The sequence below is a fragment of the Streptomyces spiroverticillatus genome, from assembly GCA_014650415.1.
In the GTDB taxonomy this organism is placed as follows: domain Bacteria; phylum Actinomycetota; class Actinomycetes; order Streptomycetales; family Streptomycetaceae; genus Streptomyces; species Streptomyces spiroverticillatus.
In genome coordinates this window covers 293,049-305,338 of sequence record BMUX01000010.1, presented here as the reverse complement: position 1 = coordinate 305,338, position 12,290 = coordinate 293,049, and the positions used below count along the sequence as shown (strand labels likewise).

General features: G+C 71.5%; 10 protein-coding genes. 4 read left to right on the top strand and 6 right to left on the bottom strand.

Features of this window, described 5'->3' with window-relative positions:
• Entirely contained in the window at positions 1-894 is an 894-nt protein-coding gene (locus tag IE269_RS26450; RefSeq protein ID WP_189825638.1) for a bifunctional helix-turn-helix transcriptional regulator/GNAT family N-acetyltransferase, read from the bottom strand.
• 147 nt (positions 895-1,041) lie between these two features.
• Here IE269_RS26450 and IE269_RS26445 point away from each other — a divergent pair, with 147 nt between their 5' ends.
• The 4 genes from IE269_RS26445 (at position 1,042) to IE269_RS26430 (ending at position 4,809) form a co-directional block, all read left to right on the top strand.
• Positions 1,042-1,905: an alpha/beta fold hydrolase gene (locus tag IE269_RS26445; protein WP_189825637.1), complete on the top strand. Its 864-nt coding sequence runs from the start codon at positions 1,042-1,044 to the stop codon at positions 1,903-1,905.
• A 259-nt stretch (positions 1,906-2,164) separates the two neighbouring features.
• Complete coding sequence (locus IE269_RS26440; protein WP_189825636.1) at positions 2,165-2,974, top strand: DUF899 domain-containing protein; 810 nt, start codon at positions 2,165-2,167, stop codon at positions 2,972-2,974.
• Positions 2,975-3,092: 118 nt separating this feature from the next.
• The gene (locus tag IE269_RS26435) at positions 3,093-4,298 is read left to right on the top strand and encodes a cytochrome P450 (RefSeq protein WP_189825635.1); all 1,206 of its coding nucleotides are present in this window, start codon (positions 3,093-3,095) and stop codon (positions 4,296-4,298) included.
• Between the two features lie 79 nt (positions 4,299-4,377).
• A complete protein-coding gene (locus tag IE269_RS26430; protein WP_189825634.1) occupies positions 4,378-4,809 on the top strand; it encodes a PPOX class F420-dependent oxidoreductase in 432 nt (143 codons plus the stop codon).
• A gap of 19 nt (positions 4,810-4,828) precedes the next feature.
• Here IE269_RS26430 and IE269_RS26425 read toward each other — a convergent pair whose 3' ends face one another.
• From IE269_RS26425 to IE269_RS26405, 5 genes are all read right to left on the bottom strand, one after another.
• A complete protein-coding gene (locus IE269_RS26425) occupies positions 4,829-7,648 on the bottom strand; it encodes a DUF5682 family protein (protein ID WP_229898239.1) in 2,820 nt (939 codons plus the stop codon).
• Complete coding sequence (locus IE269_RS26420) at positions 7,645-8,766, bottom strand: ATP-binding protein (RefSeq protein WP_189825633.1); 1,122 nt, start codon at positions 8,764-8,766, stop codon at positions 7,645-7,647. The genes IE269_RS26425 and IE269_RS26420 overlap by 4 nt, the downstream gene beginning before the upstream one ends.
• Before the next feature lie 86 nt (positions 8,767-8,852).
• Positions 8,853-10,262: a VWA domain-containing protein gene (locus IE269_RS26415; protein ID WP_189825632.1), complete on the bottom strand. Its 1,410-nt coding sequence runs from the start codon at positions 10,260-10,262 to the stop codon at positions 8,853-8,855.
• Complete coding sequence (locus IE269_RS26410; RefSeq protein WP_189825715.1) at positions 10,259-11,680, bottom strand: hypothetical protein; 1,422 nt, start codon at positions 11,678-11,680, stop codon at positions 10,259-10,261. The genes IE269_RS26415 and IE269_RS26410 overlap by 4 nt, the downstream gene beginning before the upstream one ends.
• Positions 11,650-12,120 (bottom strand): hypothetical protein, encoded by a 471-nt coding sequence (locus tag IE269_RS26405; protein ID WP_438817630.1) that lies wholly within the window; start codon positions 12,118-12,120, stop codon positions 11,650-11,652. Before IE269_RS26405 ends, IE269_RS26410 begins: the two co-directional genes overlap by 31 nt.
• Positions 12,121-12,290 lie beyond the last annotated feature (170 nt).

The following is a 12,290-nucleotide window of genomic DNA, read 5'->3' as shown; positions in this document are numbered from 1 at the left end:
TCACCCGCCGATCCGCTTCTCGAACCAATGATGGGCGTACGGCTCGTCGTTGAAGGCGGCCACCTCCTGGAACCCGCACGAGTGGTAGAGGCCGACGGCGGTGCTCAACGCCCTGTTCGTGTCCAGGCGTACGGTGTCGAATCCGCGCCCGGCGGCCCGGGTCTCCAGCTCGGCCAGGAAGCGGCGGCCGAGCCCGAGGCCCCGGGTGCGGGGATCGACCCACATGCGCTTGATCTCGGCGGCCGGGGCCCCGGGCAGCAGCTTCATCCCGGCACAGCCGACGGGCTCGCCGTGCAGCCGGGCGACGAGGAACACCCCCTGGGGCGAACGGAGTTCCCCCGTGTCCGGCAGCAGACTCCGTACGGGATCGAATCCCGACTCGAAGCTCTCGGCCAGCTCGGCGTAGTACGCCCGCAGACAGTGCTCGGCGTCCGGGTGCCCGGGGTCGACGGCGTCCACGGTGACCGTGGCGGCGGTCAGCAGCCGCTCCACCTCGCCCATCGCGGCGACGAGCCGGTCCCGCCGGCTGTCGTCGAGCGGCTCCAGGAGGGCGGCGGCGGCCCGGTCACTGCGCCGGTCGAGTACGTCCCGTTCAGCGCGTCCGGCGTCGGTCAGCCGCACCGTACGCACCCGCCGGTCGCGCTCCAGGGCGCCGACCGTCACCAGCCCCGCACCCTCCAGCGCGCGCAGCAGCCGGCTCACATACCCGGAGTCCAGTCCCCCGAGCCGCTCCCGCAACTCCCGCACCTCGCACCCCTGCTCCCCGATCTCCCAGAGCAGCCTGGCCTCGCCGACGGGCCGGCCGAGCCCGAGATAGCGCTCGTGGAGCACGCCCACGCGCTCGGTGACGGTGCGGTTGAACTGTCGTACCCGGTGAATCTGCTCCGCGTCCATTCTCTGACTCTAGTCAGACAATTCTTCGTACGCCCGGGGATGCGGCCAAAAAGAGTGCTGATCAGGCGATGAGTTCCGCGCCTCGCCGGGGTCTACCTCCCAGAAGCGCAGACAGATCCACTTCCTCACCTCGCCCAGGAGCCGAACATGACCTCACCCGAGACCCGCACGCTGTCCGTGGCCGGGGCCACCCTCGCCTACGACGTGCGCCCCGGCTCAGCCGGAGGCACCCCCCTGCTCCTGATCGGCTCGCCGATGAGCGCCGCCGGATTCGTCTCGCTGGCCTCGCACTTCAGGGACCGTACGGTGATCACGTACGACCCCCGGGGCGTCGACCGGAGCACGCGCACGGACGGGGCCACGGAGTCGAACCCCGAGCAGCACGCGGAGGACGTCCGGGCGGTCGTCGAGGCGGTGGCCGAGGGGCCGCTCGACGTGTTCGCGAGCAGTGGCGGTGCGGTCAACGCTCTGGCCCTGGTGGCACGCCACCCCTCCCTGATCCGCACGCTGGTCGCACACGAGCCGCCGCTCGCGGAGGTCCTGCCGGACCGGGAGGTCGCGCTGCGCGTGCTGGCGGACATCCGCGAGACGTACCTGCGCGACGGGTTCGGGGCCGGGATGGCGAAGTTCATCGCGGCGGCGATGCACAAGGGCCCGTTCCCGGAGAACTGGACGGACGGGCCCGCGCCGGACCCGGCGGCCTTCGGCCTGCCGACAGAGGACGACGGCTCGCGCGACGACGCGCTGCTCGGCCAGAACCTGCGCACCTGCACGGGCCACCGGCCGGACTTCGAGGCACTGCGGACGGCGACGACGCGGGTCGTGATCGCGGCCGGGCGGGAGTCGGAGAGCGAGATGACGGGGCGTACGGCGGCGGGGGTGGCGGACCGGCTCGACCTCCCGCTGACCTGGTTCCCGAGCCACCACGGGGGCTTCCTGGGCGGCGAATTCGGCCAGAAGGGGGAGCCGGCGGAATTCGCGAGGGTGCTGCGGGCGGTGCTGGAGGCCTAAGGGCCTGCCGCAAGGTTGGAAAGGGCAACAGAATGGACCAGGCAAACATCACAGGCTCGGCTCAAAGTTGTCATCTCCTGAATTGCTCAGTTGGTTTATTTTCCGGTGGCCGTTTCGGGAAACAGGTGGGGTATTCTCTGCGGCCATCGGCGCACGGAGCGGTTGCGCCGGCACAGTGAATTGCCACGCTCGCGGCCCACTGACATGGGCAGTTGGCGGACATTAAGCGCGCTGCTGAGGCAGCGGAACGGGGAAAACAGTGACGGATCACAAAACCGGAACCCGTGAGGAGTGGCTTGCGGCCCGGCTGGAGCTACTCGAGGCCGAGAAGGATCTGACCCGCCGCAGCGACGAACTGGCGCGTCGCCGACAGGAATTGCCCTGGGTCCGGATCGACAAGGAGTACCGCCTGGAGAATGACGAGGGCGCGGCATCCCTCATTGATCTCTTCGCAGGTCGCTCGCAATTACTCGTCTACCACTTCATGTTCGGGCCCGAGTACGCGGCGGGGTGCACGTTCTGCTCGGCGATCGCGGACGGCTTCAACGGATCAGTCGCCCACCTGGCGCACCACGACGTCACGCTCTGCGCGGTGTCGCGGGCACCGCTGGCACAACTGCAGGCGTACAAGCGGAGGATGGGCTGGGACTTTCCGTGGGCGTCCTCGTTCGGCAGTGATTTCACCTACGATTTCCAGGCGTCGCACACGGAGGAGCAGTGGCACGCGGGAGCCGTCGAGTACAACTTCCGCACGACGGACTACAGGCCGCCGGAGGGCATGGACAGTTCCCGGCTTGACGCGATGGCGTCGAGCGTCGGAACGGACTGGGCGACGTACTGGCGAGAAGGCGCCGGTGTGAGCGCGTTCGCGCTCAAGGACGGCGTGGTCCACCACACCTACTCGGCCTACGCGCGTGGTCTGGACGGCCTCTGGGTCATGAACCAGTGGCTCGACCGCGCACCGCTCGGTCGCAACGAGACCGACTTCTGGTTGCGTCGCCACGACGAGTACGACAGCTCGCCCGAGCCCACGGCCCGCTCGACGCCACCGTCGCCGACTTCGCGCTGACCGGCTCGCCGGGAAGCGGGGCGGACGGCTCCCAGGAAGGCCGGGCGGGCCGCGCCGAGGGCAGCGGGACAGCCGGGAGGGCTGGTCATGCCCCGGGAGCGGCGGTTAGCGTCGGCGGATGAACGAGTTCGACCCCTGGTCGCCGGAGTTCCTCCGCGATCCGTACCCCGCCTACGCCCGCCTCCGCTCCCGCACCCGCGCCCACCACTTCGAGCCCACCGGCCAGTGGCTGATCCCGCACCACGCCGACGTATCCGCCCTCCTCCGCGACCGTCGCCTGGGGCGGACGTACCAGCACCGCTTCACCCACGAGGAGTTCGGCCGCACCGCCCCTCCCCCGGAGCACGAGCCGTTCCACACCCTCAACGACCACGGCATGCTCGACCTGGAGGCCCCGGACCACACCCGGATCCGCCGGCTGGTCTCGCAGGCCTTCACCCCGCGCACGGTCGCCCGCCTCACCCCGTACATCGACCAACTGGCCTCCGACCTCGTGGCGGACCTCGTCGCGAACGGCGGCGGGGATCTCCTCGCCGCCGTCGCCGAGCCCCTCCCCGTCGCCGTGATCGCGCAGATGCTGGGGATCCCGGAGGCGGACCGTGCTCCCCTGCGTCCCTGGTCCGCCGACATCTGCGGCATGTACGAGCTGAACCCCTCCCCGGAGACCGCCGAGCGGGCCGTCCGCGCCTCCCTCGACTTCAGCGCCTACCTCCGGGACCTGATCGCCTTCCGCCGCCGCTCCCCCGGCGACGACCTCCTCTCCGGTCTCATCGCCGCGCACGAGGACGGCGAGCGCCTCACCGAGCAGGAGGTGATCTCGACGTGCGTCCTCCTGCTCAACGCCGGCCACGAGGCCACCGTCAACGCCACCACCAACGGCTGGCACGCCCTCTTCCAGCACCCCGACCAGCTCGCCGCCCTCCGCGCGAACCCGCAGGAGCTCATCCCTTCGGCCGTGGAGGAGCTGATGCGGTTCGACACCCCCCTCCAGCTCTTCGAACGCTGGGTGCTCGACGACATCGAGGTCGACGGCGTGAAGATCCCCCGCGGCTCGGAGGTCGCCCTCCTCTTCGGCTCCGCCAACCACGACCCGGCCGTCTTCGCCGACCCCGAGCGGCTCGACCTGGCCCGGCAGGACAACCCGCACATCTCCTTCAGCGCGGGCATCCACTACTGCATCGGCGCACCCCTGGCCCGTATCGAACTCGCCGCCTCCCTGCGCGCGCTGCTCGCCCAGGCCCCCGGCCTGCGCCCGGCCGCCGAGCCCGAACGGCGGCCCAACTTCGTCATGCGCGGCCTGCGGGAGCTGCCGGTCGTGGTGTGACGGCCGCGGTGTGACTCGTGGTGCGACGTACGGCGCCGTGAAGGAATAACCGGTGCGGGCACGGGACTTGGACCTGCACATGACCTCTTCCTCATTCGATCCCCGTGCCCTCCTCGCCGCCAGCCGGCTCGGCGTGCTCGCCACCATCAAGGCGGACGGACGACCTCAGCTCTCCCCCGTCCAGCCGTTCTACGACGTCGAGACCGGCATCCTGTACGTCTCCATGACCGAGGGGCGCGCGAAGACGGCGAACCTGCGCCGCGATCCGCGCGCCACTCTGGAGGTCACCAGCCCCGACGGGACCTCCTGGGCCACCGCCGAGGGCGTCGCGAAGCTCATCGGCCCGGGGACCGACCCGCACGGCCCCGAGGTGGGGGCCCTGGTGGACTACTACCGGCGGGCCGCCGGGGAGCACCCGGACTGGGACGAGTACCGGACGGTGATGGTCGCCGACCGCCGGGTGCTGATGGCGGTCCCGGTGGACCATGTGTACGGGGCCACCATCCGCTGAGTCGGGGCGCGAGCCCCCGTCAGGCCGTCGCCAGCAGCGCCTCCCATGCCCCGGCGGTCTCCGGGAAGCGGTCGAGGAGCGCAGCGCCGCCCTCGGAAGGGAGGTCGCCCGTCCCCCACGGGTCCTCGCAGCCCAGCAGCCCGGCCAGCGCGTCGCACGTCGCCGGGTGTGCGGTGAGCAGGGCGGCACGCCCGGCCGCGGGGGCGGCCGACTGGCCGATGAGCACCGGCTGCTCCCGCCACGGCGGTGTCCACGTGTCCAGCGCCGCGAGCCGTCCGGGGAAGACGCGGCCGGCCTCGCGGGTGAGCCGGGCGGCCAGGTCCGCGCCGTCCGCGCGCAGGGTGGTGATCAGCGTGGGCAGCCACGGCAGGAGCACCCGGTCCGGGAGACGGGCGAAGGCGTTCGACACCGCCTCCACGACGAAGTCCACCAGGTGCGGCACCGGCTCCAGGGCGTGCAGCAGACCGCTGAGGTAGCGCGGGTAGGCGGGCAGCACGAGCGGGTTGGCCAGCAGCGCGTCGCAGCGGGAGCGCAGTTCGTCCCGGGTGAGCAGACCGAGGTGGACCTGTGCCGCCCACAGCAGGGCCGTGCGGGACTGCTCCTGCGGGTGGGACTGAGCGACGGCCAGCTCCAGTTGCGTACGGTCGCAGCCGAGCGAGAGGGCCAGGCCCTCCATGCTGAACAGGAAGCCCAGCATCGCCGCGACCTGCCGTGCCGTGGCGTCCTCGTCGGTGAAGGCGGTGGGCAGCAGCGTGCAGTAGTGCGCGTAACCGGTCTTGACGAAGGATTCGATCCACTGCGGGAGCGAGGGCTCGGAGGTGCGGTAGTACGCGAGGAGGCGGCGGACCCGGCGCAGGACGTCCGGTGCGCCGTCGACGGTGCGTTCGGCGGCGAGGACCTCCAGGGCGCGGGTGCCGAGTTCGTCGGCGAGGCGGCGGCTGCGCAGGTAGAGCGTCGCCTCCTCGACGGCCGCAAGGACGGTCGCGGTGGTGGCCTGCGGGTCGTGGGCGGCGCGCCGCAGCCGCTGTTCCAGGACCTGTTCGAGGCTGACGCCCTCGTAGCCCAGCTCGATGAGTTCTCGCTGGTGGGTGCCGAGGGCGAGGTCCCAGGACTCCTGGAGGGACTGCTCGCCGAGTGCGCGCTCGCCCATGATGGGGCGGGCGGCGCCGCGCGGCAGCAGGCGGCGCAGCATCCACAGCACGTCGGAGCACTGCCGGAGCGCGGGGTTCCCGGCCAGGTCGAGCAACGCCCGCTTCACACCGCGCTGTTCGAGGTTGAGGCCGAGCGGGGCGAGCCGGTCGTGGACGTCGCGTGCCAGCGGCGGCAGCGCCTCGTACCCGACGCGGCCGATCCGGTCCCCGCCCATCATGATCTCGACCAGCCTGCGGACGTCGCGCCTGCCGGGCACGCTGTCCTTCTCGATGCAGGTGACGGCCGCGTCCTGGAAGTCGTACGGGGTGGGCCTGGCGCGTTCGCGCATCCCGGCGAGCAGGATCGACGTCTCGTACACGGCGATGGCGTCGGCCGTCGAGGCGAGGTATCCGGCCTTGCGGGCGGCGCGGACGATCTCCACGGACCAGCCGAGGAGTTCGGCCTCGTCGACGGAGTCGACGACGGGGGCCCGTCGCAGGAAGCCGGACAGCTTGTCGGCGGGCTCGGGGTCGGGGACGGCGGCCACCGCCCGTGACCCGGCGGGCTTCTTGGTCCCGGCCTGCCCGGCCTGCCCGGCCAGCCGGTACGGCCGCACCTTCGTACGCTTCAGGTTCTTCGCCCACTGGGTCGCGGCGATCGACACCGACCCGGCGGCGAGGCCGAACTGGGCCTCGATGGCGGAGTGGCTGGACGGGATCAGCCCGTACTGCCAGGTGCTGCCGCTGGGCGGGGTGATCTCGTACGTGTCGCTGCCGTGCAGCCCGAACTCGGCGACCCGGCTGGCGGCGTGGAACGCCCCGCAGACGTACAGGCAGTCGTCGGGGTCGGTGCCGGTGGCGGCGAGGTGGGCGCGCATCCGCGTCCACATGTACCGCTCGCGCTCCTCGTCGACCTCGACGCGTGCCCCGTTGCCCGGGGCGAGCCTGCGGAAGAGGCTGCCGATGAGGAACATGACCTGGCGGTACGTCTCGTGGTCGACGTCCGCCTCGCCGAGCGGCTGTTCGACGAACAGGCTCCACCATTCCGACCAGTGGCGGGTCCCGCCGTGCCGCAGGAGGTGTTCCTCCAGCTCGGCGAAGCGTGGGCGCAGGTCGCCGATCTCGACGCCGACCGCGTCGCCGTGCAGCGCGGCCTCCTCCTCGGCGGGCGGGGCGTCGGGATCGGGCGCGGCCGGGGCCTCGGCGGCTTCCTCGCGGGTGCGCCACTGGAAGACGTGGTCGGTGGAGCGGTCGACCAGGACGAGTTCGACGCCGGGGGTGTCGAGTGCGTACGCGATGGCCTGGTACTCGGCGGAGGCCTCGGTGATCGGGGCGACGACGGAGAGCGGCGCCCAGTCGGCGGGGAAGCCCTCGACCTCGGCGGCGAAGGCCTGGACGGCCACCGGGAGGCGGCAGTTGCGCAGCTCGGTGAGGAGCGGCGTCATGTCCTCGCAGAGTTCGAGGTAGATCACCTTGGGCTGCTTCTCGCGCAGCCGGCGGGCCATCGCGGTGGCGGAGGCGGGCGAGTGGTGGCAGACGGGGAAGATCTCCAAGGGTTCGCGGGCGGCGCGGTCGACGTCGTCGACGAGGCCGAGGAGGATGCCCTCCAGTGCGCCGGGGCCGTCGGCGAACTCGGCTGCCGCGTCCTGGAGTTGGGTGCGCAGGGCGTCGAAGTCCGCGCCGGGGGACTTCTGCACGGCGGCGGTCACGACAGGGTCGCGATCGCGTCGCGGCCGCCTTCGAGGAACTCGGGCCAGTCGCCGCCCTCGTTCTTGCTGCGCGGCTCGACCACGCCATGCAGGTACTTGTTGAGGATCGCCAGGTCCTCGGGCTCGCGGCGGGCGAGGGAGCCGACCAGCGAGGAGGCGAGGGTGCGGGCGGTGAGGGTGCGTTCGCCGAAGAAGTTGCTGTGCAGGATGGAGTCCTCCAGGACGCCGATCTGCTCGGCGGTGGACAGGGCCGACTCCAGTTTCTCGTCGTCGCTGCCGGCGGCCGCCGCGGAGGCGCGCAGATCGGCGAAGCTCTGGAGGAGCACGTCCAGGAGGGTGGGCGGCACGTCGAGTTCGATCTGGTGGCGGCGCAGCAGTTCCTCGGTGCGGAAGCGGACGATGTCGGCCTCGCTCTTCTTGTTCGTGACGACCGGGATGCGGACGAAGTTGAAGCGGCGCTTGAGCGCGGAGGAGAGGTCGTTGACGCCCCGGTCGCGGCTGTTGGCGGTGGCGATGACCGAGAAGCCTGGCTTGGCGAAGACGATGCTGTCGTCACTGTCGCTGTCCAGCTCGGGTACGGAGATGTACTTCTCGGAGAGGATCGAGATCAGGGCGTCCTGAACGTCGCTGGTGGAGCGGGTGAGTTCCTCGAAGCGGCCGATGCGGCCGGACTCCATGGCGGTCATGATCGGCGAGGGGATCATCGACTCCCGGGACTGGCCCTTGGCGATGACCATGGAAACGTTCCACGCGTACTTGATGTGGTCCTCGGTGGTGCCGGCCGTGCCCTGGACGACGAGGGTGGAGTTGCGGCTGATCGCGGCGGCCAGGAGTTCCGCGAGCCAGCTCTTGCCGGTGCCCGGGTCCCCGATGAGGAGCAGTCCCCGGTCCGAGGCGAGGGTGACGATGGCGCGCTCCACGATGGACCGCTCGCCGAACCACTTCTGGGAGATCTCGCGATCCAGGCCGTCGGCGCGCTCGGAGCCGAGCACGAACAGGCGGACCATCTTGGGCGAGAGCCGCCAGGAGAACGGCTTGGGGCCGTCGTCGACGGACTCCAGCCAGTCCAGCTCCTCGGCGTACTTGATCTCGGCGGGGGCGCGCAGCAGGTCGGACATGTCGGTGCCTTTCTGTAGGAATCGCACGGTGGTGGGCGTGCGGAAGGAGAGGTGGGTGGTGGTGATGCGGAAGAGGGCCCGGCCGCTCAGCCCAGGAAGTTCTTCAGCTCCTGGACGAGCTTGCGTATGTGGCCGGAGAGGACCGGCGTGCCGAGCGTCTTGAAGCGCTCGCGGAACCAGGGGTTGACCTCCTGGCGGCCCGAACTGGTGACGGAGCCGACCGGGATGAACTTCACACCGGAGCGGTGCACGGCCTCGATGCCCTCGAACAGCGGCTGGGACCGGTCGAACTCGTAGAAGTCCGAGATCCACACCATCACGGTGTCCTGGGGATCGGTGATCTTCGGGCGGGCCATCGCCATGGCGACCGGCCCGTCGTTGCCGCCGCCGAGGTTGGTGCGCAGCAGCGCCTCGAAGGGGTCGTGCACCCAGGGGGTGAGGTCGATGGCCCGGGTGTCGTACGCGATGAGGTGGACGTCCACCTTGGGCAGCCCGGCGAAGATGGACGCCAGGATGGTGCAGTTGACCATCGAGTCCACCATCGAGCCGGACTGGTCGACGACGACGATCAGGCGCTGCGGGGTGGTCTTGCGGGCGGTCTGCTTGTAGAAGAGCCGGTCGACGTAGAGGCGTTCCTGCTCGGGGTCCCAGTTGGTGAGGTTCTTCCAGATGGTGCGGTCGAGGTCGAGGTTGCGGTAGACCCGCTTGGGCGGGACGGACCGGTCCAGCGCGCCGACGGTGGACTTCTCGACCTGCGTGCGGAGCACTTCGGCGACCTCGTCCACGAACCGCCGGATCAACTTCTTGGCGTTGGCCAGGGCGATGCCGGAGAGGTTGCTCTTGTCGCGCAGGAGCTGTTCCACGAGCGACATGCTCGGGGTGAGCCTGGCGGCCAGCGCGGGGTCGGCGAGGACTTCGCGCAGGTGCATCCGCTTGACCAGGTCGGCTTCGATGGAGCCGAGTTCCGGCCCGATCTCGGGGATCAGCCGGCCCAGGTCGGGCGTCGGGCCCGCTCCTCCGCCGGACTTCCCGCCGCGCAGTTCGCCGGGGCGGCAGCCGAGGGCGCGTTCCAGCCAGCCGGCGTCGGACTGCCAGTTCGCCAGGTGCCCGGCGGAGACGTTGCCGGAGGTGGGGGCGAAGACGTTGAGCAGCACCTTCGACACGAGGGCCGCACGCCGCACCTCGGCGGCCCGGTCACGGGCCTCGTCCCCGTCTTCACCGCTGGGGGTCATCAACCCGTCGAACTCGTCGGCCAGTTCGGGGTTGCGCTGCACGAGGGTGTCAACGGACTCGCGCGGGTCGAGCACTCCTGCGGGCAGCCCGAGGTCCTCGACGACGGCGAGGCTCGCCGACTCCAGGTTCGACTGCTCCTCGGGGTCGAAGAGCCGCGACAGCAGCCGCCAGTACTGGACCTGCCTGCGGCTGTCGTACGAGACCTCCTCCGCTTCGGTCCCCACTCCGGTGACCGCCCCCGTGTCCGTGGTCTCTGTCGTCATTTCCGCAGCAGCCTTCCCGCTCGTTCGCGCAGTACGGTCGCCGCGTCCGTGGCCGCCTTCTCGGCCTTCACGCCGGCCTTGTCGGTGCTCCCGCCCGCCCAGGCTCCGGCCTGCACGCCGACCGGCTTCTTCCGTACGAGCGTCTCCACCGCGAGCGGCTGGAGCCGGAACTCCCCGGCGTCCCAGCGCAGCAGCCCGATGCAGGCCCGCGAGGCGGCGACGGCCTTCGGGGTGAGCGGCCCGGCGGCCGGAATGCGGTCGACGTCCACTGCCAGGCGCCCTCCCGCGACGTCGAACGTCACCGTGTCCGCGTCCTCGGTCTCGGCGGCGTACCCCTCAAGGAACACGGGCACAGCGAGGCGGGCCGGGTGCCGGTCCAGGGGGGCGGTGAGCGGGCCGGTCGCGGCTGGCAGGGCCACGCGCGCGGTGGTGAGCGCGTCGGCGGGCTCGCCCGACTTCGCGTGGACGTCGTCCCAGAGCAGGTCGCCCTCGGCGGTGAGCGGCATGCCGGTCAGCTCCATCGCCCGCCCCTCGCCCACGGCGGCCAGCAGCGACATGTGCGGCCGGAGCAGTTGCCACAGGCCCGCCCCGACGACGGTGTCCGGCTTGGCGGCCGACACGCTCGCCCGTACGAGCCGGGACGGCGATCCGTCGGCGGGCTCGAACACGGCGTGGACCTGGGCCTGTACGGCGGTGGCGTGCTCCTGGAGGTCGACGCCGAGCGGCAGCAGCCGCCCGGTGACCGGCTCTGCCCCCGCCACGGCTCCCGCTCCGGGCACGGTGAGCAGCAGCGCCCTCGCCCACAGGTCGGCCCAGCGGCGTACCGGAAACTGCTCGACGGTCGCCCCCGGGCAGGAGGCGGCGAGTTCGGCGGCGAACCCGTCGAGCAGGGCGGCGAGCCGGCGCAGCGCGGGGTCGGCGAGGAGTGCGGTGACGACCGGCGCGGACGCGGAGACCGCTTCGTGGTCGAGCCCGCGCCAGCCCGTGCGCGCCAGGTCGGCGAGCCAGGACCGGGCGGCGGCCAGGACGTTCGCGGCACCCTCGGGCTCCTGGGCGGGGAAGTCCACCCCAGAGGGCTCCCTCCCCGTGGCCTCCCCGACCCGCTCCATGAGCGCATCGTGCACGGCTCCGAGCAGGGCTGCCCGCGCGGCGGCGAGCGCCACGAAGTCGTCCTCGCCGCCGCCCCCTGCCGCCGCCTTCTCGGCGGCCTGGGCGACCCGCGCGGCCAGCGGGCTGCCGGAGACGGCGCGGGTCAGCACGGCCAGCCCCTCGGCCTGTGCGGCTCCCGGCCGCAGCAGCCCGTCCACCAGCACCCGATCGAAGGCGTCGACGGCGGCCAGTGCCTCGGCCAGCCCGGACAGGTCCTCGGTCAGCAGATCGGTACGCATCACGCCACCGCCCGAGTCGGCGGGAACCAGTGCATCTCGGGCAACGGGACGGTCGCCGGTGCCAGTTCGAGGTAGGCGAGGTGCCGCAGGAAGCGGCTGAAGACCGAGGCGGCGGCGGAACTCTCCCCGAGGGACGGCCGGTTGGCGGTCATCGTGGTGACGAGGTCGGCTGCGACGGCCTCCGACCCGGCGACCTCGACGCGCAGATAGCGGGCGACGCGCTCGACCCCGTACTGCACGACCGCCTCGTTGATCAGCGCGCGGATGTGGTTGCAGTAGCTGGACCTGAGACCGCCGCAGGGGCGGTTGTTGTTCGTGCTACACGTGTACGCGAAGTCCTTGGCGGCGACCGAGGACACGTACACCCGCTGGATGTCGGAGCCGCTGGAGACGACTCCCTGGAGCCGTCCGTCGGCCAGCTCCACGAAGGGCACCTTGGCGAGCTTGCGGGGCCGGGCGGGGGCGAGCACACGCACGGTGCTCGACCTCTCCCTGTCGGGCAGCCTCTCGGGCTGAACGGTTTCTGACGTCACGCCAACTCCTTTGCTCCGGGGTACGACGAACACCGGGGCACGCCTCACCAAGGCGACCCCGTCCGTTCGGCGGGTCATGAAACGAACATAGACGCGACCACTGACAA

What these genes read in the sequence shown, in the direction of transcription:
- IE269_RS26450 (WP_189825638.1), bottom strand. Translation starts at nt 894, where the DNA reads ATGGACGCGGAGCAGATTCACCGGGTACGACAGTTCAACCGCACCGTC.
- IE269_RS26445 (WP_189825637.1), top strand. Translation starts at nt 1,042, where the DNA reads ATGACCTCACCCGAGACCCGCACGCTGTCCGTGGCCGGGGCCACCCTC.
- IE269_RS26435 (WP_189825635.1), top strand. Translation starts at nt 3,093, where the DNA reads ATGAACGAGTTCGACCCCTGGTCGCCGGAGTTCCTCCGCGATCCGTAC.
- IE269_RS26430 (WP_189825634.1), top strand. Translation starts at nt 4,378, where the DNA reads ATGACCTCTTCCTCATTCGATCCCCGTGCCCTCCTCGCCGCCAGCCGG.
- IE269_RS26420 (WP_189825633.1), bottom strand. Translation starts at nt 8,766, where the DNA reads ATGTCCGACCTGCTGCGCGCCCCCGCCGAGATCAAGTACGCCGAGGAG.
- IE269_RS26415 (WP_189825632.1), bottom strand. Translation starts at nt 10,262, where the DNA reads ATGACGACAGAGACCACGGACACGGGGGCGGTCACCGGAGTGGGGACC.